Below are 24,842 nucleotides of genomic sequence, written 5' to 3' on the forward strand. Positions count from 1 at the left end.
GGGGCGGTATGTCTAATCTCAGCAATGCAAAGAGTAGCCGTAAGTCGAAAGTAAATTTACTGCCACAGGAAATCCGCGATCAACTGCATGCACTGCTGCGCAGTGGCACCATGCATCAAAAAGATATTCTTGAAGCCGTTAATCAAATGATTGATGAAGCAGGTTTGCCCGAAGATGCCAAGCTATCGCGCACCGGCTTTAACCGCTTTGCGAAAAAGTTTGAAACCATTGGTGAACGTATTCGCCAAAGCCGCGAAGTCGCCGAGGTATGGACCGCCAAACTAGGCCAAGCACCCACCTCTGACGTGGGTAAATTGCTGCAAGAGTTTGTGCGCACTATGGCCTTTGAAACCAGCATGAAAATGATGGACGCATCCGATGAAGAAGATGCAAAACCCATTGACCCAAAAGCCCTAGGGCAGTTGGCATTAGTCATACAACGTGTTGAAGCGGCCGCGATGTCGAGCATTAAAGTTGAGAAAGAGATCCGCAGTGCCTTTGCAGTTGAAGCCGCAGACAAAGCCGAGAAGGTCGCCAAGGCAGCAGGCTTAAGTAAAGAAGCGGTTGAGCTATTCAAACGTGAAATCTTGGGGATCGCATAATGAGCATTAAGCAAAAGGTATTAGGTGCCGCTGCTGGTGTTGCGCTGGCACTTGGCAGTTCAGCCAGTACCTTTGATCCTGCCTATGAAGCCTCAGTACTCAGTCGCTTTGACCCTACCGCTGTATTGCTTGGCTACCAAAAAGATTGGATAGCTGATGAAGCACCATTAAAGATTGGCGAGAAGTCGCGGCGAACTGGGCTAACTTGGGCTGAGGCATGTGATGCCTCACTGTCTGCCAGTGCGGCACGCGGCCAAGGTGGGACCAATCATTTCTATGTGGGTTCCAACAAGGAAATGGCGCGGGAGTTTATTGATGCTGCGGCTATGTGGGCCAAGGTATTCAATAAAGCTGCGGGTGAAATACAAGAAGAGCTATTTATTGACGATGGTCAGGACGGTAAAGAGATCCTGACCTTTGCCATTTACTTTGCATCCGGTTTTAAAATACAAGCCTTGTCGTCTAACCCGTCAAACCTGCGCGGTATGCAAGGTAACGTAACGATAGATGAAGCCGCGTTTCACGAGAAGCTAGCTGAAGTGCTTAAAGCTGCAGTAGCGCTTACCATGTGGGGCGCAAAGATACGCTTGATCTCAACCCATAACGGCACTGATAACCTATTCAATACCCTGATTAATGATTCCCGTGCGGGTAAAAAAGATTACTCAGTGCACCGCATCACCCTTGATGATGCTTGTGCCGATGGCCTATACAAACGCATCTGTCAGGTACGCGGTAAAGAGTGGAGTCAAGCGGCTGAGGATGAATGGAAAGCAGGCTTGATCAAAGCCACTGCTACCGAAGAAGACGCCCAAGAAGAATACTACTGTGTACCTAAGAACGGCGGCGGTGCTTACATTAGCCGTGGCCTGCGTGAACGCGCCGCGATACTCGATGCGCCAGTGCTGCGCTTTACCGGCTCAACCTTGTTTAACCAAGCCAGCGAACATGCCCGAAAGGGTGAGATGCAAGAGTGGTTAGAGCAATCCGTTGAGCCTGTGCTTAAAGATTTGCCTGTAAACCTACGCCATGCACTGGGTGAAGACTTTGCGCGCAGTGGCGACTTAACCGTGTTCGCGCCTATCACAGTTGAAGAAAACACTAAGCGCACTGTGCCGTTTTTAGTTGAGTTAAAAAACGTGCCGTTTAAGCAGCAAGAGCAAGCGCTGTATTACATCTGTGATCGCCTGCCAAGGCGTGATGGTATCTATCTCGATGCCCGTGGTAACGGCCAGTATCTAGCCGAACAAGCCCGTTATAAATACGGTGCTGAGGTGGTTGAGGTGATGCTGTCGGTGGCGTTTTATCGCGAGAACATGCCGCGCTTTAAAGCCTTGTTTGAAGATGATGAGATCATGCTGCCTAAGCATGAGGATGTGATTACCGACTTAGGCCAGATCCAAATCTATCGTGGTGTGCCAGGCATTGATGATAGCCGCACCACGGGCAGTGATGGCAACAAGCGCCACGGCGATAGCGCGGTCGCTATCTTCTTAGGGATCTTGGCATCAAAAGCTGACATTACCCGTTATGAACTGCACACCATTAAAGCCGAACAAAATGAGCAACACCGCAAGTTCTTTGGCACAGCCGCCGATAACAACCGATTTGACGATACGTCGCAGCAAGACTTGCGCGGCAAAGGGATAAGACTATGAGCAGCATTTTAGACCCGTCAACGGGCAAGCCTTTTAAAGCAGACAAACAGGTAATGAGTGAAGACATTGCCCGTGCCTATACCACTGGGGTGCGCAACCCCCGCGCTAACCCCGTAGCCTCAACCTTAACGCCGCACCGTTTGGCGGCGGTGCTGCGCAGTGTTATCGACGGTAACGACCCCGAAGCCTATATGACACTGGCCGAAGAAATTGAAGAGCGCGACTTGCATTACTCGGCGCAGCTGCGAACGCGCAAACTTGCCGTGGCTGCAATAGCGCCAACCGTCGAAGCTGCCAGTGATGATGCCATTGATGTGCTGATGGCTGAGCGGGTGCGGGAGATCATGGACGATGATGCCATCCCCGAGTTGTTTTTCGACTTGCTCGATGGCTTAGGCAAAGGCTTAGCTGTGGTGCAAATTTTATGGGATACCCAGTCCACGCCGTGGAAACCGCAAGATTACAAATGGGTAGACCCGCGTTACTTACGCCAAGACCAAACTACCTTTGAACAGATATTACTGATTAGTGAAGATGCACCATTGGGCGCGGCACTTGAGCCCTATAAATTTATTATCCATACCCCGCGATCTAAATCGGGTAGTGTTTGGCGTAATGGCCTAGCGCGGCTTGTGGCTGTGATGTACATGCTTAAGTCGTTCACGATTCGCGATTGGTGGGCGTTCGCTGAGGTGTTCGGCATACCCGTGCGCATTGGTAAGTACGGCGCGAACGCCAGCACAGATGACATTGATACCTTGATTAATGCCATAGGCCGTATTGCCAGTGATGCCGGCGCCGTTATCCCCGAGTCGATGAAAATTGAACTGGTTGAAACGGCCAAGGGTAATGGCGGTAATACGCTGTTTGAGAACATGGCGCGCTGGTGTGATGAGCAAGTATCAAAAGCGGTACTCGGCCAAACCATGACCGCCGATAACGGCAGCTCGCAATCGCAAGCAACTGTGCATAACGAAGTGCGTATTGATATTGCCAAGTGGGATGCGCGACAACTTGAGTCGTCAATCAATGAGTACTTGATCAAGCCATACATCATCCTTAACTGGGGTGTGCAGTTACGTTATCCGAAAGTGCGGATCAAGGTGCCTGAGCCAGAAGACTTAAAGATGTTTGTCGAAAGCATCACGCCATTTGTTGACCGTGGCCTAAAGGTATTAACCTCTGACATATCGGATAAGTTTGGCCTAAGCATAGTGAAAGAAGGTGAAGAAACCCTCATGCCACTACAGTCGGGCGGTATGCTTGATATGCCAATTGCAACTAATCGCCAGCATGCGCAGCGCATAGCCATTAACCGCGTAATGAACACAGCTGATGCTGAGATAGATGTGCTAACTAACGAGGCTATTGGTGAGTGGGTACAAGTGGCCGAAGAGTTTATGAACCCGATTATTGAGCTCGCTAACAAGTCAGCCAGCTATGAACAGTTCGCGGCAGGTTTACCTGCACTGCAAGAGCAGCTCGGCGCGGAGCAGTTTATTGCGCAGATGGCGCAGTACATGTTTCAGCTACGCGGCTTAGGGGATAACCAAGATGGCTGATACGCTGGTACCAAAAGAAGCACTGGCATGGTTCAAGCGCAAAGGCATTAAGCCAGGCTTTGACTTTCGTGATGTATGGAAGGAAGAACAAGCCAATGCTTTTACTGTCGCTAAGATGATGAACGCGGATCTACTGGTTGACGTAAAACAAATTGTTGAAGATGCCATTGCCAGCGGCCAGACGTTCGAGCAGTTCCGCGATATCCTTAAACCGCTGTTGGTTAAGTCGGGTTGGTGGGGTGTGCAGACGATGGAGGATCCATTAACACAACAATCAAAGCTGGTGCAACTGGGTAGCGAAGGCCGTATAAAGACTATTTATAAAACCAATATGCGTACCGCCAGAAGCGCAGGCCAGTGGGAACGCATTCAGCGTAATAAGCGCACCTTGCCTTATTTGCTTTATCAACTGGGGCCAAGTGAGCAACACCGTATCGAGCACGTAAAGTGGAATAATACTTTACTGCCAGCGGATGACCCTTGGTGGGACACGCACATGACGCCCAACGGCTGGGGCTGCAAGTGTTGGATAAGGCAGGTAACACAGTATGAAGCCGACAAGCTGATCGCCTCGGGTAAAGTGTCCACTACTTCCCCCGCGAGTAAAAATAAGCAGTGGGTAAATAAGCGCACCGGCGAAGTAGAAGTTCTGCCAGAAGGCATAGAACCAGGATGGAACTATAACCCAGGCAAAGGCCGTGAAAATATGCTTCTAGATGACCTAGCGATTAAAGAAGCGCGGATGCGTCAAACGCTCACTGGTGACGCTTAACTTGCGATTGGCTACAAAGTTACTCGCAAAAAAATTTAAACAAGCCTGACGCGATTTAAACAGGGTTTAAACATGGTTTGACTTGATGTTTTGGGTTGGCTTGTCGTTGCACGCTTGCCAACCTGATTTTTTAGGGTAATCTTTAAACGCTCAACGCCCCATAGTAAATCCGTAGTGCCCGCCTTTTTTATTTGCACACCACCCCAATATTGAGCAATTGACGTTATTTATCGTCAGTTGCTTTTTTTTTGCATGCTGAACTCCGTTGTTAATCAATTGCAGATTATCCATACCAACCACGCTTAGGAGGTTGCTATGTAATTCTTAACGGAGTTCTCACCCATGACAGTCACTGCCCTAACCGCGCTTTGTTTCAACATGATGGCACTCGAAGCCAATGCGCCAGGCATTTGGCTGCCGATGATACCCGCAGGAAACTTTACAGGGATTGATGGCCGTTCATGGATGAACCCTAATCCTGATGCTGTTGTCGCCAGCTTTACCAAAAAACGTCCGTTCGACGTTGAACACGCTACCCATCTCAAAGCGCCCAATGGCGAGCCTGCCCCAGCTTACGGTTGGATTACCAAGCTTGAAAACCGTGCTGGTGAGATTTGGGGTTACGTCGAATGGAATAGCGATGGCCGCGAAATGATTGATGAGAAGAAGTATGCCTTCTACTCACCAGGTTTTTCACATGATCCAGCGACAGGCATTGTCTACAGCCTAGCAAGCGCTGGACTCACTAACAGCCCAAATTTAGATGTACCCGCCCTTAACAGAAAAGAGGATGACCCCATGAAGCTGCCAAAGCTTTTAACTGACCTGCTTGGCCTTGGTGAAGATGCCAGCGCGGAACAAGCCGCCGTTGCTATTAATGCCATTAAGCAAGCTGAACAGATTGCGCTTAACCGTAGTAATGCGCCGGACTTAAACAAGTTCATTCCGATTGAGACGCACCAAGTTGCGCTTAACCGTGCTGCCACAGCCGAGACGGCACTTAACGCCATTGCAGATAAAGAGATTGATGCACTGGTACAAACCGCGATTGATGCGGGCAAGGTCGCACCGGCTAATAAAGATATGTTTATTGGCATGTGCCGCGCGGAAGGCGGCATTGAGCAGTTCAAAACGTTTGTGGGCACCGCTCCAGCAATTGCCACCAACGCACAAAAGAAGCTGTCTGTTGATACTAATGGCGCGGCTGTGCTTGAAGAACATGAAATCGCAATGTGTCGCAAGATGGGCGTCTCTAAAGAAGATTTCCTAGCGGCAAAAAAACAAATGAACGTAGGAGCTAACTAATGGCTACTGAAGCACAAGTGTTAACAGCACTACAGGCCACGATGTCAGCGGCCTATACCAAGGGTTTATCTGCGGCAAAACCGCAATGGTCAATGATTGCTACCGAAGTACCAAGCTCAGGTGCCGCCAACTTTTACGGCTGGCTAAAAGATTTACCTGGCATTGTTGAGTGGACGGGTGCACGTCAGCTGGCCGACATGGGTAAGCATGGCTATTCAATTGAAAACAAAACCTTTGAAAGCTCTATCTCAGTATCTCGCGATAACGTAGACGATGATCTAATCGGTCACTATGGCGTGATTGCTCAGAACTACGGCGATCAAGTGGCCTACTTCCCTGACACCTTATGTTATCCAATTCTGGCCGCTGGATTTACGACGCTGTGTTTTGATGGGCAGAACTACTTTGATACTGATCATCCATTAGCGACCACAGTGCCGAGCACTTTTTCAAACGTAGTCGGTAATCCTTTAACGGATGTTGGTGAGCCTTGGTTCTTGATTGATGACACTAAAGTGCTTAAGCCTATCGTGTTCCAGAACCGTCGCCCATTTGTGTTTAAAAACATGAATCCGAACGAAGAATACACTTGGTTTAATAACAAGTACGCAGCCGGTGTTGATGGCCGTTGTAACGTCGGTTTCTCTTTCCCGCAACTCGCGATTGGCTCTAAAGCAGCATTGACGAAAGCTAACTATGAAGCCGCAAAGAAACAATTGCAGAAGATGAAAAAGGTTGATGGCACGCCAATCGGTGTTCGTCCCACTAAGTTAGTTGTGGGGCCTGACAATGAAGCCGCTGCGAAGGCGTTGATCTCGATGATGCTTGTGGATGGCGGCAATACCAACATCTATTACAACGATGTTGAGATTGTTGTTTCCCCCTTAATTACTGCGTAAGCCATTGTGATTAAGCATGGCGATGTTGCGACACCGCCATGCTTAAAAGGAGTTCAACGTGAGTGGACAAACAACCAAAGCCCAAGTGGGTAAAGCCAAAACCGTTAAGGCCGATGGCGCTTCAACAGCAGCAACAGTGGCAACGGGTACTGCCATCAATGCGCCGCAAACCGAACAGAACGCGGCAGTAAGTGGTGATGAAGCTAAGGCCAAAGTTGATGCAGAAGCAAAAACTAAGGCAGAAGCAGACGCGTTAGCCAAGGCTGAGGAAGAAGCCAAGGCGAAACAGCAAGCAGAAGAACAGGCTAAAGCCGAAGCTGAGGCTAAAGCCAAAGCGGAAGAACAAGCCAAACTCAACCTAGCAAATCAGGAAGGTTCAAATGAAGGTGATGTATCAAAAGCTAATGATGTCACTAATGGCGCTAACGGTAATGCTCTGCACATCCTTGGCGCCTTTACAGTACGCGCTAAATCGGACGCTGGATTTTGGCGCTCGGGTGTGCAGTTCCATCGTCTCACAGAAACATTGGTGCTCGTGGTTGATGGAGATCATGTCGGCCAGAACGATATATCTACGCTTGAGCATGATGCAGAACAGGTTGTGTGTCTCACTCGTGAAAAGGCTCAGCGTGTTCACAGTGAACCGAACTTGGTTGTGGAAGACGTTGACCTTGAAACCCTTATCGATCCAGCCAGTGTAATAGCAGAGTAAAGGCGGCAGTGATGGCAGTGTATGCAACTAAGCAAGACTTGATTGATCGTGATGAGTCGATGCTGTGGAACTTTGCGATTGACCGCACCACAGGCGAGCTAAGCGATACGTTTATCAATCAAGCGTTGGAGCAAGCGGATGATGAGATTAACTCATTTATGACGCGCTACGTGCTGCCCTTGGCCGTTGTGCCAAGCATGTTGAATAAGCTCGCCATCACTATCGCATTCTATTGGTTAGCGGATCGTGACCAGCAGGCGACGAACTTACTTGAAGAACGTTATAAAAATGCCCTCACTACATTGCGCGAAATCGGCTCAGGCAAACGCGACTTAGGTTTGCCCGTGACCGATAAGCCCACTGAAACTAGTCTGGGCAAAGTGGAGTTAGTGCAAAGCAATGAGCGCATCTTCACCCGCGATAGCTTACGGGGCGTTCTGTAATGTCGCTGAGCGTGCAGGTTACAGGGACTAATGAGCTGCAACGTTATCAGCAGCTCATGCAAACCCTTGGAGATCCTAAGCACAAAACGGAATTGTTAGACGCCCTTGGTGGCATTGTTGAAAGCCAAACTCGGAGACGAATCGCCGATGAGAAATCATCTCCTGATGGTAAGCCTTGGGCTGAGTGGAATTCTGCGTATGGCAAGACTCGCCACGGTAATCAGAGCTTGCTACAGGGAGGAGGAGATTTACTCGATTCAATCCAGTACGTGGTGGAAAAAAATCAAGTGCGCATTGGTTCCCCACTACCTTACGCCGCAGTGCATCAAGACGGCTTTAGCGGTGCGGTTCAAGTGGATGCGCATACGCGCCTTATTACACAAGCATTCGGCAAGGCGTTGGCGTTCCCGGTGTATCAATCAGTCGGTGCTTTTAGCCGGCTAATGAATATCCCGCAGCGTGAATTTTTAGGCTTAAGCACAGACAACCAAAACGAAGTGTATGCCGTGCTTGGTAGCTTTTGGGAAGGACTGATCCAATGACAACCAGACCCGCGTTTAGCGTTGTAGGCTCAACAGTATGGGCATGCCAGCAAGTGGTTAACTATCTCAAGCCCGAGCTTGAAGGCACAGATAAGCAGCTTGATCGGGTGCAAACCGTCGAACGCCACATAGGCAAGTTTGATACGCCAGCGGATATCAAACGCTGGATAGCGAATCGCGATGGCGGCGTTCGTGTCGCTGCGCTGCGTGTGCCGCAGTACGAGAGCATTGGCAATCGCATCATAGGTACTGTGAATTTTGTCGCTTACGTATTTACCACTGACCAGTTCGGCTACCAAAAGGACGAACGCGCCGAAGTGATTGCGGGCAAGTTAGCAGGGTTATTGCTGCGCCGTGGTGCCATGCCAACCGCTTACAGTAAGGCCGAAGCGGTGCGCGGTGACAATCTTTATAGCGCGCAAGTAGACGAGCTTGGCCTTGCAGTGTGGTCGGTTAGCTGGACTCAGCAATGGTATTTAGATGAAGAGCTCGACCTAAGCACACTCGACAATTTTGAACGCTTTGGTATTAAGGCCGAATTAGCAGACGGTGCGCCACCACTTGAAGGTTTAGTGGAATTACCGCAGTAACGCCTGCAGTGCTAACGACAAATAATTTTATTAACAACAGGAACATAGCCATGTTGATCCAGATTAAACCCGCTAAAGCTGCGGTGCCCGTGCGCAAGCCGAACGGCGAATACCTTAAGGCCAACGGCGAAAAGGTTGAGCGTTCATCATTTTGGGTGCGTCGCCTAAACGATGGCGATGTAATCGAAGTTAAAACAACAGCCAACAAAGCGAAAGCAGGAGCATAACCATGTCACTCGGTAGCATCCCCAATGATATTAAGGTCCCTCTCGTTTATATCGAGATCGACAACTCTAACGCGCTATCGGGTACGCCTGCACTTGCGCAAAAAGTATTAGTGATCGGTCAGCAGCTGGCCGCAGGTACTGCTACAGCACTGACCTTAAACCGTATTACCAACAGCGAAAGCCAAATGGATGCGCTGTATGGCAAAGGCTCAATGCTGGCGCAATCGTTGAAGAAGTTCCGCAAGTCTAATGGCTATACCGATGTATACGCCTTGGGTGTTGCTGACTTAAGCGCAGGCAGTGCGGCCAAAGGCGAGATCACTATCGCTGCGACTACGGCCAAAGCGGGTGTGATTGCCTTATTAATCGCGGGTGAGTCGGTGCAAGTGGGCGTGGATGAAGCCGCGACTGGGGCAACTATTGCGACAGCAATGATTGCTAAGATCAACGCTAACACTAACCTGCCCGTTACCGCCGCGCTTAAGGCCGCCACCACGGAAACGGTAGAGTTAACGGCTAAATGGAAAGGCCAAACCACTAACGACATCGATGTGCGTTTCAATTACTACGATGGCGAGCAGCTGCCAACGGGCGTTACCCTAACCTTAGTTGCCATGACAGGCGGCGCCGGTACACCGGATATGGATGACGTTATCGCCGTTGTGCCTAACGAGTGGTACAACCATATCGTGATGCCGTACAACGACACCCAAAGCATGAACAAGCTGCGCGATGAGCTAGTGAATCGTTGGGGCCCACTCAAGATGATTGAAGGCATTGCTTACACCGCGTTTCGTGGCACCTTTGCTGAGTCTGGTGTGTTTGGTGTAGCCCGTAATGATTACCTGTTTACTTGCATGGGTACCAATAAATCGCCCCACTCGCCATGGGAATGGGCAGCGGCTTACGCAGGCCAAGCCTCTTACTCACTGGGTATTGATCCCGCGCGCCCACTGCAAACGCTGGTGATGACTAGCCTGTTGCCACCGGCTAAAGAAATCCAGTGGGACCCAACCGAGCGTAACCTTTTACTTGGTGATGGCATTGCCACTTATATGGTGACGCCAAGCGGTGAAGTGGCGATTGAGCGCGAAGTGTCAATGTATCGTGAGAACAGCTACGGCGACCCTGACCCAAGCTACTTGGATATCACCACCCCAGCAACCTTGGGCTACTTGCGTTATTCACTGCGCGTAATGGTAACTAACCGCTTCCCGCGCCACAAGTTAGCTGGTGACGATGTATTAGCGCGACTTGATCCAGGTCAGCCCGTAGTCACACCGAAGATCATGCGTAACGCCATGCTTGAACTCGCTAATAACGACTGGGTACCAAAAGGTTTGATGGAAGACTTCGACGGTTTTAAAGAGACGCTCGAAGTGTACCGTGATAGCAGCGACAAGAACCGCCTGAACTGTGTGTTCAAGCCTGACATCGTTAACCAGTTCCGTATCTTTGCTGCGTTGATGCAGTTCAAACTCTAACAGGAGCATAAGCACATGGGACAAATCCTAGGTGAAGTGGTTATTCGTGCCAACAGTAAACAGCTGAAAACGAAAAAGGGATCTACATTAAACCCAGGCGGTTACACCCGTACTCCACACGTTGGCCCTGGTCGCGTGTGGGGCCAGTCAAATGAGTACACAGTGCCAACCATTGCGGTAGTGATCGCCGCAGATGAAGACGTAGATGTGTTAGCCATTAACGCAATGACCAATGCGACATTGACATGGGAAGGCGACAATGGTGTTGACTATATGATGACCGATGCCGCACCGCAGGCCCCGTTTACTATCTCCGATAGTGGCGATGTTACTGGCACGTTCCAAGGTAATAAGGTGGAACGTATCTAATGGCCGTCATGACGTTTGAACTAGAGCATGGCCTCAAAGTGGGCGATAACATCCACCTTGAGGTGGGGCTGCGTGAGCTAACATCGGGTGATTATATTGATGCCCAAATCGCGGCGGAGAAAGTGATTGTGCAAGACGGTAAGGCCATTGCCTATACGTCTGACGTGATGTACGGCTTGCAGCTGCTGGTGCGACAAGTGGAATACATCGGCAAAGTGCAAGGGCCTATTGATGTTAAGGAACTGCGCAAGCTGCACCAAGAGGACTTTACTTTGTTACAAGTTAAAGCCTCAGAACTTGACCAGTTAATCGCGCAGGAGCTTGAGGCACGGGGGCGAGCTTAAGGCGCTAGCCGATATTTGCGAGGACTTGCAGCTTGCTATGAGTTCTCGCATTCCGCTTAGCGTCACTTCTACTATGTCTTTGCGCCGCCTTGTTCGTACCTACCGAAAGTTAAGAGAGTTAATCCATGGGCCAGCAACTTAAAACCGATATTGTATTAAACCTTGCTGGCAACCTTGCCGCTAAAGCGCGTCAGTACGGCACATCGATGAGTGACTTTGCCAAAAAGAATGACACGGCAATGATGATGGTAAGACGTTCTGTATCTGCTGCTGGCAGAGGTATTGATACCCTAGGTAATCGCTATGTGGGTGCTGTTGCTGCTATGGCTACAGGTGCTGCTGCTCATCAATTTGCCACAATAGATAGGCGTTTAAGTCGTCTAGCCATTTCAGCTGATATCACAACTGATAAAGCAAAAGAGCTTTATGAGCAAATTCGTCAAGTTAGTAACGAGAAAGGTATTAGGATTGATCCAAAGGAAGCGCTGAGTGCGGTAGAGGAAATTCTTACCAAGACAGGCGACCTTGAATTTGCGATTAAAAACTTACCAAACATGTCAGCGGTTATTCAGGCCACTGGTGCATCAGGCCAGAATATTGGTGGTATTTTTACTGAGCTGAAAAAACTAGGTATATCCTCTTCTGAAGATGCGATGAAGTCGATTGATACTTTAAATAAACAAGGTAAAAGCGGTGCGTTTACCTTGGCTTCATTAGCTAATTATGGCCCCCAGATTTTTGCGGCTTATGCCGCAACTGGTAGACAAGGTACAGAGGCGGTTACAGAGTTGGGGGCTGCTCTACAGGTAATTAGAGAAGGTTCAGGGTCAGATGCAGAGGCAGTTACCGCTTTTACTTCAATAATTCGAGATATAACAAATCCAGATAGAGTTAAAAAATTAAAAGAGTTGGGAAATATTGATGTGTTTGATCCGGAAAAATTAAAATCCGGAGTTGAACAAATGCGCCCGCTTAGTCAGTTAATGACAGAAATAACTGTTAAGTCGAAAGGACTTTCTACAAATATTGCTCAAATCAATTTAACGGATGAAGCTAAACGGGCATTAAATCCACTAATAGCAGCTTATAAACAATCGGGTGATGCGAACGTTTTCGATAAGTTTATGGTAATAACCGGAGATGGTTCCGCAACATTAAAAGATGCTGAAATTGCGGCAACGGATTTAGCGTCTAGTTTTCAGCGAATTAATAATGAAGTCGAAAGAGCTGGTAATAGTGCCGCTGCTGGACCATTCAAAGAAATAGCAGATGCTATTAATGGAATTGATCAAGATACTATTGATAACTGGCTTAAATGGGCTTCGGTAGCTGCAGTCGCTGTTGGGACTGTCGTTGCTGCCAAGAAAGCCGCCGATGTTTATTCATGGGGGAAGAATGCTTTCGGCGGGAAAGGTAAAGATGGTAAAGGTGGTGCGGGTGGTATTGCTGACATGGGCGTGATGCCTGTGTATGTAGTCAACATGGGTGCGGGCGGTATGGGTGGTGCTATGGGGGCTGACATTACTGATGCCATGGGTGGCAATAATAAAGCCAATAAAAGCAAATGGAGCAAAGTCGGCTCTGCTGCAAAAACTGGTGCCGCAGCTTTAGTAATGTACCCGATAATTGATTCAATAGCTGATGCCATTATTGGTGATACAGACTTTGGTAAATGGGCTAAGGCCACCACACTATCAGATGTTTTTCCAAGTATCTTTGGTGAAGAAAAAATTAAAGATGTCGCCAAACCTAGCGCGAGTTTTGATTCAAAAACTCAAACAGATATCAACAGCTATAGCAGAGCGCTTGAAGGTAGCATTGATCTTAAGCTGCACTTAACGGATGAGCGGTCAAAGCTGACTGTCTCTAAAGCGCCTCCTGGCATCACCGTTGATTCAGATACTGGCATTAACTAACCCCACGTAAAGGAGTTTTAAATGGCATTTGAAGACCGTTTAACCGCCTCGTTTCGGGGCGTTGAATTTTTACTTGAAGAGTCTGATGGCGAAAGTGGTCGCCGCGCGATACCCCATGCGTACCCAAAAAAAGAACTGGGTTACACGGAAGACAACGGCAAGGTATTAACCCAAGAGCGCATAAGTGGCCGTGTGGTTGGCGCGGATTATTTTGAACAGCTTAAAGCGATTCTTGAAGCATTAAACAAACAAGGCCCAGGCGAACTAATTCACCCTTGGTTTGGGATTAAAAAAGTTCAAGTTGGCAAGGTTAGCCACAAGTTAATTAATCGAGTTGATGGCACGGCGACCATTAACTTTGAAGTATTTGAAGTGGGTGAAAATTTATTCCCCAATGCTAAATCTGATACTGCTAACCAAGTTAAAGCCGAAGCGGATAAAACCAAAGACGCAGTGAATGATAAGTTTGCAAGCGATTTTGATATCAGCACGCTTGATGGTATGGGCGATATGGTAGATACATTTTTGGATGATTTAGATGAACTGACCCGCGGCTTACCATCACTCCCCGATGACCTACGCCAATGGACGGATCGCTTAATGCGCACCAAAGATAGCGTAGGTAAGTTGCTTGCTTATCCTGGTGATTTAGCGCGTGAGGCTATGGGCTTGCTTGAAGACATTAAAGGCGTGGTTAAAGACCCGATCCGCGCCCTCGATGTTTATGCCAATGTACAAAACCGTTGGGACGGTATGCGTGCAGAGCTGGGGGCAACGGGTGGTTTGTCACGCAATATATCAAGTGAAGGCGGTATGGCTGGCTCAGTACCTAAGTTTGCTAACCCTTCTAAAAATGCGGCGATCCTTGCCAATGCTGAAGCCTTTAAAAACCTAACATTAAACAGTGCTGTAGTGGCTCAATGTGCCGCCCTAGGTGAAGCCCAGATAGTGAATAAACTCAATGATGAAGCGCAAGTCATTGAGAGCTTATCGGGTGCCGAACGCAACGCAATATTAACAGGGCAACAATTAAAAGACCTTGGTTATGGTGTTGCGGATCAACTGGCATTATATGCAGCAGCTGCGGTTGAGTCTGGCAGTTCAGCGGTATGGCGGCAGATGCGCGTATTGCGCCAAGCCGTGTTGGCCGATACTCGTGCCCGTGCTGAATTATTACCGCAAGTGAGCTTGTATCAAGCTAAAGAAAGCGTGCCGGTTGCGTTAGTCGCATGGCAGCAAACGGGTAATACCGAGCGCCGCGACAGCATAGTGCAACGCAATGGCTTTGCTAACCCCGCTTTTATTTTACCTACCGATACTGTTGAGGTGATTAGCTAATGAGTGAGGCAATTGTATTAAAAGCGGGTGGCAATATTTATGAAGGCTGGACCAAGATCAGCGTGACACGCTCGCTTGATGCGATGTCAGGAGCGTTTGATTTAGAGCTAACGTGGCGGTGGCAAAATAATGAAGAGCAATACCGCAAATTTGTTATTCCCATAACGCAGGGCCAAGCCTGTACTGTAGACATTGGCGGTGAGCGTATTATTACCGGCTACGTTGATGATTGGGTACCAAGCTATGACGAGTCAACGGTAACGATTAGCGTGAGTGGTCGCGATAAAACCGCCGACCTAGTTGATTGCTCTATCGACTACCCCAGCGGCCAGTTTAACAATCAAACGATTTCGCAAATTGCTGAGGCAGTGTGTAAGCCATTCGGCATTAAAGTTATCGTTAATACCGCTGTGGGTGAACCGTTCCAACGTATTCAAATTGAGCAAGGCGAAACGCCGCATGAGTTGTTATCGCGCCTGGCTAAACAGCGTGGCGTGCTGCTAACCAGTGATACTTTTGGCAACTTAGTGATCACCCGTGCTAGTAAAGTTAAAGCGGGTGTGTCGTTGATATTAGGCGAGAACGTAAAAGCGGCTCGGGGGCGTTTTAGCTGGCGCCAGCGCTACAGTAATTTCACCATTAAAGCCGCAGGTGCGGCCCATGGTAATTGGGATTCTGCTCCTATTTCTGCGGTGGGGGGTATCAAAGCTGATATTAAAGATCCTCAAATCAGCCGCTATCGCCCATTGATAATTGTCAATGAAGAAATCACTACCGCAGAAGGTGCGGCTAAGCGCGGCCAGTGGGAACGCCAACGCAGCATAGGTAAATCCAATACGGCTGAATACACAGTAACTGGATGGCGCATTCCGCAAACGGGCAAGCTGTGGAACATCAATACCCTCGTACCTGTTGTTGACCAAATACTAGGGCTTGATGAAGAAATGTTGGTTTTATCAGTGATGTTTAGCGAAGACGATGCGGGCCGTCTAGCTGTGATTAGCGTGGTAAGACCCGAAACGATGGATATCCCTGCTGAGGTGGTTAAAGATACTAAGTTAGGCGGTGGTAAATGGTAACTGAACGTTATATTGATCGCTTACTTGCTCCTCTTCGCCGCCGTATTACGGGTATGTTAACCCGCGCTGTTGTAACGGGGATTGTTGAAGATTTGCAGCGTCAAAACTTACAAGTGAAAATGCATGCTGATGAGTCAGCAGATAACATTGAACGCTTCCAAAATTACGGTATGAGTTCGTATCCACCAGAAGGCGCTGAGGCGATTGTGGCGGCGCTGGGTGGCTCGCTATCTGGCTTAGTGGCTATTGCAGTTGAAGATAAAAAAGTACGGCCACAGGGTGAACTTGGCGATGTTTTTCTATACCATCTTGAAGGTCACAAAATCCGCTTAACCAAAGACGGTAAGATTATTCTTACTGCTACTGATGTTATTTTTGAAATACAAAACAGCTTCACGATTGGAGCAACCGACGTTATTTTCAATGCCTCCAACTCATTCACTATTATCTCACCAGAGTCTTTAATTCAAGGTCCTCTACACGTCACTGGTGGCATATCAACAGACCTCGGTATTTATGCGGTAAGCGGCATTACTTCAGACAGTGTTATCACTGGTTCTGATTTAAGCGCGAACAGTATTAGTTACCTTGGGCACATCCACCAAGACGCTGAGAGCAGACCGACTACACCACCAGAGTGAGTTAGTTATGAGCGCCATCGTGTTCGACATGATGAAAAATACAGGTTTGCTGATTGAGTTCAATAACAGCGAGGGTGATGGTATCAATAATGATATATCCACCCTCGTTTTGATCTCACTGTTTACCGATGCCCGCGCTGATGATTCCGATACCTTACCTGATAATTCTGACGACCTACGCGGCTGGCCTGGCGATACCTTTTCGATTCAACCTTGGGGTAGCAAGTTGTGGTTGTTATACCGTGAAAAGATGACCACCGAAGTGCGCAATAAAGCCGTTAAATACGCAGATGATGCGTTAGCGTGGATGCTGCGTGATGACGGTTATGGCGTGACAGCAAAGAGTGTGGTGGTGACAGGTTCTATCCCCAAGTTTCAAACCCTAGCCTTAAATATTGTGATCACTAAACCCGATAACTCAGTGATTTCTTTTACTGTATCAAAACGATGGGAGACACAAAGTGCCGTTTAATGTACCCACGCTTAGAACACTGATTGAAAGCGGTTTAATCGACATTGAAGCCTCGTTAGATACCATTCTGCCCAAGTTTGGTATCGAGCAAGCGCTTAACTCTGCGGTAAGCGGTAGCCTACGCGATTTATATGATTATCAAAGCTGGATAGTGCGCCAGGTAATCCCCTCATCTGAGTCAGAAGATCAAACGATTATCGACACCGCTCGCTATGAAGGGATCATTCAAAAACTGGCAACTAGCGCAAGCGGCCCTGTGACATTTGCAGGTAATACCGCGCTACCAATTGACACTGTGATGACGCATTTAGATGGCCGCTTATATAGAGTGACGCTATCGAATGCGCCCTCCGGTGGCAATGTAGTAGTGCAAGTTGAAGCAGAGGCCGCAGGCATTGCAGGTAATTTGTTAGCTGGTGAAACGCTAACCCTTATTTCAACTGTGCCAGGCATTCAACCCAATGGTATATCTGGCGGTATTACGGGTGGTGCAGATCTTGAAGCTCCACTTAAAGTGCTTGAGCGTTTATTGTTCCGTAAGCGCAATCCGCCAATGGGCGGTGCTGTACACGATTATGTGGGTTGGTGCCGTGAAGTGGCAGGCGTTGATCGTGCGTGGGCAGTAGACAATTACCAAGGGCCAGCCACTGTTGGTTATGCCTTTGTATTTGACTCACGCCCAGATATTTTACCCATCTATTTAGACCAAGTCGCAATGGCTGATTATATCTATCGCCATAAAGATCCAGCCACAGGCGCTGACGTTGGCCGCCCAGGTGGTATCGAGGCGGTTTACATTCCGCTTACGCTTAAAACCACCAATTTAGCAATCACAATCAATCCAGATAATGCCGACCTGCGCGATAGCGTTACCGCGAGTATTAAAGGCTATTTTAAAACCTTAAACCCAGGTTCAACACTGTTATTAAGTGCTGTACGAACAGCGATTGGTTCCACTGTGGGCATAAACGATTACGAGCTGGATTTAAGCGCTGATGTCACAGCAATAGCCACCGAACTGCATGCATTAGGAGCCATTACATGGGGCACTCCGTAGCACAGTGGACTAATGCATTATTAGCACAAATGCCGCGTGGGGTGTTATGGCAGCGAGCGACCTCGCTTGATTTGTATAAGTACACCCAAGGCTATGCACCAAGGCTAGAACGCGCCGAGCAAAGCGCCGATAACTTGCTGCTTGAGATGCGCCCTGAAACCACATTAGCGCTATTGGATGACTGGGAACAGTACTTGGGCCTACCTGAGTGTGTGGCAGAGCCTGTATCCAATATTGAATATCGTCGTTATGCCGTAGTTGAGAAGTATCACCGCAAAGGTGGTCTGCAAGCTTGGAACATCCAGAAATTAGCTACCGATTTGGGCTTCACAGTCGAGGTTGATGAGACGTTCCCGCACCACTGCTTGCGCTCATGCACCTACCCTCTGTGGGAACAGAAATACCGCTACATCTTAAGGGTAAATGTTTACGGCATACCAGGTGCGTACATGACCTGTTTAGATGATGTATTAACCCCACTGCTAACGTCTGATGCACGAGTGCTTGAATGCACATTGCAGCGTTACAAAGTGGGCGGATTATTTTACGAGTTTTATTACGCCGTTTAGGCATTTTTAGCATCAACAAAACCGCTTTAAACGGCGTTTAAATGAATTTAGATTAGGAGAGTTAACATGCATCCGTTACGCAATGGTTCACAAGCAACAGAACGCCCAGCAGCAAAGCCATTAACTGGTTTAGCTGGATGGTTTACTGAATCGGGTGATGCTAATCGTCCAAGTTATCCAGGTGCGGATTGGTTTAACCATGTGATTGCTGAGTTTCTTAATATACTAAGTACTAGTGGGATAGTTTTTGATCCAGAAACTGATACAAACCTAAAAAATGTTATAGATGGTCTTGCAAGGCTTACTGGGGCTGATTTTAGCGGTAAAGTTAAAGCAAATGGTATCACATCTACCGCTCACTACGGGGGTGTAATAATCGGTGACAACCCAATTGGTCAGTCGGGCGGTGACTGGCCAAGTACTGTAGGTTTAAGAGATGCGACAACTGTAAGTCGCAAGTTAGTTAATGAGCCGACAGACTGCCACGCTTTTTCTGACAAAACAATTATCGATAACGCTTCAGATTACGGTGGATATGGAGCATTTGATGCTACAACGATTCTGCGCGGAGATAATACCCATAATCACGTTGCAGCATATCAAGATAGAGTTCAGTATCAAGGAGACGGGATTCTAGAGAACTCATGGGGCATGATAATGTGGCCCACCGCGACAGGGGCGGGAACAATACAGAAACGAGTAGGGTTGCAAATTAGAGCTATTGAAACGACAACAGCAGTCGTTGAAAGTAATCGCGGTATTGATATCAATCCGAAAGGGTCATTAAATGAAAATATCGGAATTCATGTACGCAATGGTTCTTGCGTAAACGTAAAACCAGTCTCATATTTTTCTGCACAAGACGCTAATGGATATAGTTTCTATACGAATAGTTTTGGAATGATGCATCAAAAAGGCAAAGCAGGTTTTGGCGGTGTGTTGCCAGGTGATGGGGCATTTAGTCTGAACTCAGCTGAACTCGGTAGTGCAGTAATAGCGAGTTTATCTTCAGACGACTCGAACGGCGCATTTGTCGCAGTATCTGGCGATAACCGTGTGTCATTTATTGCTAACGCAACATTGCTCGGGTATTGGGATGTTATCGCAAAATCACGTGCATTTTCTCCAGCAACAGACAACACGCAACCAAACGGACAAGGTATCAGGCGTTGGTCTGTAATTCACGCGGGAACAAACGCGATTAGTACATCAGATGAACGATTAAAATCATTTTTAGAGATAGAACAAGCCGAAAAAGATGTCGCTATAAAACTAAAAACAATGATTAGAAAGTTCAAGTTCAATGAGTCTATTAAGGAAAAAGGGGCTGGCGCCAGAATACATTTTGGAGTTAATGCCCAAGAAGTAGGACAAGTTTTTTACGATCATGGGCTTGACCCGCATCATTACGCGTTATTTTGCCATGATAGCTGGGATGATCAATACGTCACAGAGCAAATCAATAAGGGTGAAACAATAGAGCTAACAGAGATTGTTGACGAGCCAGAGTTTGAAACTGTGATTGAAGAGTATCTAGAGTTAATAATTAATGAAAAAGGCGAAGAAGAGTATAAGTCTGTATCAAAAGAGGTTATACGCCAAAAAATAATAGAAGTGCCTGATGGATTAGACGAGGATGGAAAGCTAAAAGTTAAAAAAGTGCCAGTTATGAAAAAAGTAACCAATCAGTCAACAGTGATGGCTGAACCAGTATTCGAGCAGATATTAGAGACTGCTAAAGGGGATAGATACGGCATACGATATGAGCAGTTGCTGGCATTTATTATTTCAGCCACCTAAAAGACTAGGTAATTGAGCATGTAGGAAACTGCTCAATTACCTAGTCTTTACTGCTAATTTTTCTCGGCGCGGCTCAGCCGCCTTGGCTAATATTTATGCTTGAGTGAGAGTTTTAAACTGAGCTTAGTGAGTAAAAAGACAACGGATGCTGATGCATCCGTTGTCTTGTTTCATTTGCAAATTAGGCAAACGCGAAGGTCGATTGGTAATGTTCAATATTAATGTTTAATCGCAGTGATGGGCTAATAGCGATTCTCAGCTATTCAATAACATAGATAATTATTGGGGAAAAATTAAGCATCTCGCGGTAAACCCTTTTCGATAATACGCACCATGCGTTGGGTTTTGCGTCGCGCTTTTTGTTGTTCAGTTGCGGCGGTGTCGGCAAGGCGCGATTGCTGAGCATTGAGCGCCCATTCGATATGTTCACGCACTATCTCATCGATATCGTCACTGTCATTGCGGGCGTTAAGTGCGGCAATAATGCTTGGGCTTGCGGGGGCGTTACCCAGCGCGACTGCGATATTACGTAGCCAGCGTTTATGACCAATTCGGCGAATGGCGCTGCCTTCGGTTTGCTTTAGAAATTCGGCCTCGCTCCAAGCAAAAAGGCTGAGAAGGTCGGGCTGTTTTAACTGGGGACGAATATGGAAGTCGGTTTCGGCTGTGAGTGGCGCTTGGCGATTGATGGGGCACACGAGCTGACAATCATCGCAGCCATAGATGCGATTGCCCATAAGTGGCCTAAATTCTTCAGGAATAGCGCCTTGCAGCTCGATGGTGAGATAGGAAATACAGCGTCTGCCATCGACCACATAAGGTTCTACGATTGCACCTGTTGGGCAGGAGGTGATGCAGGCGACGCAACTGTTACAGCCTTCTTGGATTGGAATATCCACAGGCAGAGGCAAATTGATCAGTAGCTCACCTAAAAAGAACCAACTACCCGCCTCATGGTTGAGTATGAGTGAGTGTTTACCTGTCCAACCTATACCGGCTTTTTCGGCTAATGGGCGCTCGAGTACGGGCGCTGAGTCGACGAAGGGACGGAAATCGGCGGCATCGAAACCGAGCGCAACTAACTCTGTACTGATTTGATCCCCCAGCTTTTTAAGCCGAGCGCGGATCAACTTGTGGTAGTCGCGGCCCCCTGCATAACGGGAGATATAACCTAAGTTGGGATCGGTGAGATTTGTGGCAAAGCCTGCTTCGGGTGGTAAATAGTCCATCCGTACGGATATCACTCGCACTGTGCCCGGATGCAATTCTTGCGGGCGAGCGCGCATCATCCCGTGGGTGGCCATATATGCCATTTCGCCATGAAACCCTTTGTCTAGCCATGCTTGGAGTTTGGCTTCTTCGGCCGTTAAATCTGTATCGCAAATACCAACTTGTGCAAATCCGAGTGCTTTTCCCCACGTTTTTATTTGCAGCGCGAGCCGCGACAGTGTGCTGGCATAGGATTGGTTGGGGATTTGATTGGCTAAAGTCGACATGGATTCATTGCAGTGAGGCTCTTGGCTAGGTGGCAATATGATAGCAAGTTTTCACTTGTTACGGACGAGTTTACTCTGTGATCGTGAATGAGAGGTTATTTTCTTTGGGGCATATGTTTATTTGCAGCAGGGATTGAGTCTATGATTAGGTTTAATGTTTCCCGTTTGGTATCCGTATGCTGAGTGCGTTTCCCCTTAGGGCGTGTTTTCTTGCGATGAGCTTATTAGGCCTGATGCCTAATCTTGTTTTTGCGGTGCCTGACAAGTTGAAATTGGTGACCGAAGCTTGGCCTCCAATGAGTTACGAGCAAGATGGCGTTCCCCAAGGTTTTGCGGTGGACTTAGTCAATACCCTGCAATCGAGACTGGGCCAGAGTGAAAAAATTGATGTGTTACCTTGGGCACGGGCGTATTCGATTGCCAATACTTCGGCGAATGTCTTACTTTTTGCGACGTCTATTAATGACGAGCGTGAAGATCATTTCGATTTTATCGGCCCGATTGCAACCAGCAAAATTGCTTTGTATGCGAGGGCTGCAGATCCCATTGCACTCGATCAACTTGCCGAACTTCAATCTAAAGATATTGTGGGGGTTTATCGAGAATCTGCTGGGGCGCAGCTGTTACAACAAGCCAGTGTGGATAACTTGCTGGTGGCGAGTTTTCCGCAGCAATCGGCTAAGCAATTACTGTTCTCTCGAATTCGTTTCTGGTGCCAAGCGGATCTTGCGGTTAAGCAGATACTTGAAGAAGTGGGCGCAAGTGAGGCAGATATACGCCAAGTGTATGTCGTATCTGAGATTAATCTGTATTTAGCCTTTTCTAAAGGGACGTCGGCGGCCACGGTCACGAGTTGGCAAACAGAGCTTGAAAAAATGAAAGACTCAGGGGAGTTTAGTCGTTTATATCAGACATGGTTTGGCGCTTTGCCACCGCCCTTACAGCATCAAGTGTTTTGGCATAAAAGCGTTTAATTCTCGCACGTAGCCTCATTTTTGGCAGCTTTAACACAATTCCTTCCCGCATTTTTAGCCTCATAAAGGGCGTCGTCGGCACGTTTCAGTAGGCTGGCAAAGTCTTTGTCTTGATAGGTATTTTCAGTATTTGTTTGTGGCGCTAAGGTTGCGACTCCTGCGCTAACGGTCAATTTGAGTTCAGTGGGTAAATCTTCTGCGCCTAGGCGGCTAATATGAGCTTGCAACTGATGGGCAAGTTCACAAGCACGTTCAGCATCCGTGTTGGGTAAGAGAATTAAAAACTCTTCACCACCGATACGGCCAATAAGATCTTTATTACCCGTTAGGGCTTTACCTGCGCTTGCGATCGTCAGTAAGGCGCGATCGCCCAGTTCATGGCCGAAGTTATCGTTAATTTTCTTGAAGTGGTCCGCATCAAAGATTATCACCGAAAAAGGGCTTTGTTGTTTTAAGGCTTGCTGAAAATATTGCGCGGCTTGGGCATAAATATGCCGACGATTAGGGAGTTTGGTGAGGTAATCTGTGAGGGCGATGACCTGCAGTTGGCGATTTCTCTGTACTTGTTTATACGCAAATATCGACACTATTGTCAGGATAAAGCCCGTCAATAATAAAATAATGTGTTGTAATGATTTATTCTTCTCGAGTAGCGCGAGTTCTTGTTCTTTAAGGTTTTGGTTTTCAATCAAACGTTGATTTTCAGATTCAATCCGACTGGTATCAAACTTCACTTTTAATTCTGTGGTTTGATGTGAGAAGGAGTTGTCGTCGATCTTTTTGGTGAGGGCGACAAATTCCAGCAATGCGCCATAGGCCGCAGGTAAATTATTCATTGCCGCATAGACGTCACTTTTTAGCTGTAATAGTTGGGTGAGTCCCCGATCATTTTGCAGAGTACGAAAGGCTTTTTCCCCTTGTTCGAGCTCGGTAAGCGCTTCTTCATAGTGTGCTTGTTGAAACTTGATATTGCCCATAAAGAGTTTCATGAAGCTGTAATCGGCGAGATCTTTTTCGTTAATCACAGCAGCGGCTTCAGTTAAATATTTTTCCGCCTCGTTAAGACGATTAAGTTTGATTAAGCTGTATGCAATATTTGTCGCCATAGTGGCGGCCGCTTTTTCCAGCTGATGTTCCTTAAAGTATTGGTAGCTTAGCAAGAAGTTATCTATGGCCTGTTGATGTTCACCCAGTTCATCTAAGGCAAGGCCTATCTCTGAGGTGACATACATTGCCTGTTCTTTGTTATTGTTCTTTAAATAGAGTGCTTTAAGTTTAGTGTAATAACGGATCGCACTTTGGGGATCGCCATAACGTCTAAAGCTGGTGGCCATATCGGCAAGATTGATGTTAGCCCAGCCGGTTAAATTCAGTGACTCGTAGAGATCTTGCGCTGTTATGAGGTCGTCTAATGCGGCAGAAAAATCGCCAATATAGGAATACAGGGCGCCGCGAAGGCTACGTGAGTCGGCAATGAGTTTAAGATCTTCATGCTCATAGGCACGCTTAACGCTGAGGTTATAACCTTCCATCGCGCTATCTACATCACCATTTAACTGCAAAAACCAAGAATGACAAAGCATGAGGTCGGTGATGAAATGCGGAGAGGCGGTTGGCGGAATATTGGTCAGTGTTTGACTCGTATTCTTAACTGCCAGCGCTATGTCAGTATCCGTTTCGGCACTTTGATCCCAACATTTCAGTAGCTGCAGCTTTTCATTGCGGGCGACATCATCGGTTGCAATCAGTTTACTCAATAGCGCAAGATCACTCTTAATTGCTTCGCGGGTCATGGTCTCACCGCTTTCAAATCTTTCAAATATTTTATCAACCTGAGTCTTTTCTTCAGCCATAGCATGACTGAGCGGCAGTAAAAGCAGCCAAAAGGTAAGTGATAAAGATATAAGTGGACGTAGCAAAAATGGTTTCCTGTTCGCATTGAAATCAATAGCTAATAATGAGCTTAGCATAACTTGTTTGTTCATTTTGAA

25 protein-coding genes are annotated in these 24,842 nt (G+C 47.6%); 23 read left to right on the top strand and 2 right to left on the bottom strand.

Annotation, left to right across the window (positions count from 1 at the left end):
- Nucleotides 1-8 precede the first annotated feature (8 nt).
- From BM607_RS09405 to BM607_RS21995, 22 genes are all read left to right on the top strand, one after another.
- Nucleotides 9-602: a DUF3486 family protein gene (locus BM607_RS09405; protein WP_071938584.1), complete on the top strand. Its 594-nt coding sequence runs from the start codon at nt 9-11 to the stop codon at nt 600-602.
- Entirely contained in the window at nt 602-2,260 is a 1,659-nt protein-coding gene (locus BM607_RS09410; RefSeq protein WP_170927463.1) for a terminase family protein, read from the top strand. The genes BM607_RS09405 and BM607_RS09410 overlap by 1 nt, the downstream gene beginning before the upstream one ends.
- Nucleotides 2,257-3,822 carry a DUF935 domain-containing protein gene (locus BM607_RS09415; RefSeq protein ID WP_071938583.1) on the top strand — a complete coding sequence of 522 codons (1,566 nt, stop codon included), beginning with the start codon at nt 2,257-2,259 and terminating at the stop codon, nt 3,820-3,822. The genes BM607_RS09410 and BM607_RS09415 overlap by 4 nt, the downstream gene beginning before the upstream one ends.
- The gene (locus BM607_RS09420) at nt 3,815-4,594 is read left to right on the top strand and encodes a phage minor head protein (protein WP_071938582.1); all 780 of its coding nucleotides are present in this window, start codon (nt 3,815-3,817) and stop codon (nt 4,592-4,594) included. Before BM607_RS09415 ends, BM607_RS09420 begins: the two co-directional genes overlap by 8 nt.
- Before the next feature lie 342 nt (nt 4,595-4,936).
- Complete coding sequence (locus tag BM607_RS09425; RefSeq protein ID WP_071938581.1) at nt 4,937-5,899, top strand: phage protease; 963 nt, start codon at nt 4,937-4,939, stop codon at nt 5,897-5,899.
- Nucleotides 5,899-6,798, top strand: coding sequence for a Mu-like prophage major head subunit gpT family protein (locus tag BM607_RS09430; protein WP_071938580.1), 900 nt, complete (start codon nt 5,899-5,901; stop codon nt 6,796-6,798). Before BM607_RS09425 ends, BM607_RS09430 begins: the two co-directional genes overlap by 1 nt.
- A gap of 58 nt (nt 6,799-6,856) precedes the next feature.
- A complete protein-coding gene (locus tag BM607_RS21990; RefSeq protein ID WP_083548574.1) occupies nt 6,857-7,510 on the top strand; it encodes a hypothetical protein in 654 nt (217 codons plus the stop codon).
- An 11-nt stretch (nt 7,511-7,521) separates the two neighbouring features.
- Nucleotides 7,522-7,953, top strand: a complete 432-nt coding sequence (locus tag BM607_RS09440; protein ID WP_071938579.1) for a DUF1320 domain-containing protein — start codon at nt 7,522-7,524, stop codon at nt 7,951-7,953.
- On the top strand, nt 7,953-8,495 hold the full coding sequence (locus tag BM607_RS09445; protein WP_071938578.1) for a phage virion morphogenesis protein: 543 nt from the start codon (nt 7,953-7,955) through the stop codon (nt 8,493-8,495). Before BM607_RS09440 ends, BM607_RS09445 begins: the two co-directional genes overlap by 1 nt.
- On the top strand, nt 8,492-9,085 hold the full coding sequence (locus tag BM607_RS09450) for a hypothetical protein (RefSeq protein WP_071938577.1): 594 nt from the start codon (nt 8,492-8,494) through the stop codon (nt 9,083-9,085). Before BM607_RS09445 ends, BM607_RS09450 begins: the two co-directional genes overlap by 4 nt.
- A 50-nt stretch (nt 9,086-9,135) precedes the next feature.
- Nucleotides 9,136-9,312, top strand: a complete 177-nt coding sequence (locus BM607_RS09455; RefSeq protein ID WP_071938576.1) for a DUF2635 domain-containing protein — start codon at nt 9,136-9,138, stop codon at nt 9,310-9,312.
- Between the two features lie 2 nt (nt 9,313-9,314).
- Nucleotides 9,315-10,796: a phage tail sheath subtilisin-like domain-containing protein gene (locus BM607_RS09460; protein WP_071938575.1), complete on the top strand. Its 1,482-nt coding sequence runs from the start codon at nt 9,315-9,317 to the stop codon at nt 10,794-10,796.
- A gap of 15 nt (nt 10,797-10,811) precedes the next feature.
- Complete coding sequence (locus tag BM607_RS09465) at nt 10,812-11,165, top strand: phage tail tube protein (RefSeq protein ID WP_071938574.1); 354 nt, start codon at nt 10,812-10,814, stop codon at nt 11,163-11,165.
- Complete coding sequence (locus BM607_RS09470) at nt 11,165-11,509, top strand: phage tail assembly protein (protein ID WP_071938573.1); 345 nt, start codon at nt 11,165-11,167, stop codon at nt 11,507-11,509. Before BM607_RS09465 ends, BM607_RS09470 begins: the two co-directional genes overlap by 1 nt.
- A gap of 125 nt (nt 11,510-11,634) precedes the next feature.
- Nucleotides 11,635-13,425, top strand: coding sequence for a hypothetical protein (locus tag BM607_RS09475; protein WP_071938572.1), 1,791 nt, complete (start codon nt 11,635-11,637; stop codon nt 13,423-13,425).
- A gap of 21 nt (nt 13,426-13,446) precedes the next feature.
- Nucleotides 13,447-14,763 carry a DNA circularization N-terminal domain-containing protein gene (locus tag BM607_RS09480; protein WP_071938571.1) on the top strand — a complete coding sequence of 439 codons (1,317 nt, stop codon included), beginning with the start codon at nt 13,447-13,449 and terminating at the stop codon, nt 14,761-14,763.
- Nucleotides 14,763-15,842, top strand: coding sequence for a phage baseplate assembly protein (locus BM607_RS09485; RefSeq protein WP_071938570.1), 1,080 nt, complete (start codon nt 14,763-14,765; stop codon nt 15,840-15,842). Before BM607_RS09480 ends, BM607_RS09485 begins: the two co-directional genes overlap by 1 nt.
- Nucleotides 15,836-16,483, top strand: coding sequence for a phage baseplate assembly protein V (locus BM607_RS09490; protein WP_071938569.1), 648 nt, complete (start codon nt 15,836-15,838; stop codon nt 16,481-16,483). Before BM607_RS09485 ends, BM607_RS09490 begins: the two co-directional genes overlap by 7 nt.
- Nucleotides 16,484-16,490: 7 nt before the next feature.
- Nucleotides 16,491-16,955, top strand: a complete 465-nt coding sequence (locus BM607_RS09495; protein ID WP_071938568.1) for a phage GP46 family protein — start codon at nt 16,491-16,493, stop codon at nt 16,953-16,955.
- Entirely contained in the window at nt 16,945-18,012 is a 1,068-nt protein-coding gene (locus tag BM607_RS09500; RefSeq protein WP_071938567.1) for a baseplate J/gp47 family protein, read from the top strand. The genes BM607_RS09495 and BM607_RS09500 overlap by 11 nt, the downstream gene beginning before the upstream one ends.
- Entirely contained in the window at nt 17,997-18,581 is a 585-nt protein-coding gene (locus tag BM607_RS09505; protein WP_071938566.1) for a YmfQ family protein, read from the top strand. Before BM607_RS09500 ends, BM607_RS09505 begins: the two co-directional genes overlap by 16 nt.
- 66 nt (nt 18,582-18,647) lie before the next feature.
- Nucleotides 18,648-20,381, top strand: a complete 1,734-nt coding sequence (locus BM607_RS21995) for a tail fiber domain-containing protein (protein ID WP_212669158.1) — start codon at nt 18,648-18,650, stop codon at nt 20,379-20,381.
- A gap of 293 nt (nt 20,382-20,674) precedes the next feature.
- Here BM607_RS21995 and queG read toward each other — a convergent pair whose 3' ends face one another.
- The gene (gene queG, locus BM607_RS09515) at nt 20,675-21,877 is read right to left on the bottom strand and encodes a tRNA epoxyqueuosine(34) reductase QueG (protein WP_071938565.1); all 1,203 of its coding nucleotides are present in this window, start codon (nt 21,875-21,877) and stop codon (nt 20,675-20,677) included.
- Nucleotides 21,878-22,053: 176 nt separating this feature from the next.
- On the opposite strand from queG, the gene BM607_RS09520 reads away from it, so the two are divergent.
- Entirely contained in the window at nt 22,054-22,851 is a 798-nt protein-coding gene (locus BM607_RS09520) for a transporter substrate-binding domain-containing protein (RefSeq protein ID WP_071938564.1), read from the top strand.
- Here the strand turns inward: BM607_RS09520 and BM607_RS09525 are convergent.
- A complete protein-coding gene (locus BM607_RS09525) occupies nt 22,848-24,770 on the bottom strand; it encodes a GGDEF domain-containing protein (RefSeq protein WP_071938777.1) in 1,923 nt (640 codons plus the stop codon). The genes BM607_RS09520 and BM607_RS09525 overlap by 4 nt on opposite strands.
- Nucleotides 24,771-24,842 lie beyond the last annotated feature (72 nt).

This window comes from Shewanella sp. SACH (assembly GCF_001887095.2).
Classification (GTDB): Bacteria; Pseudomonadota; Gammaproteobacteria; order Enterobacterales; family Shewanellaceae; genus Shewanella; species Shewanella baltica.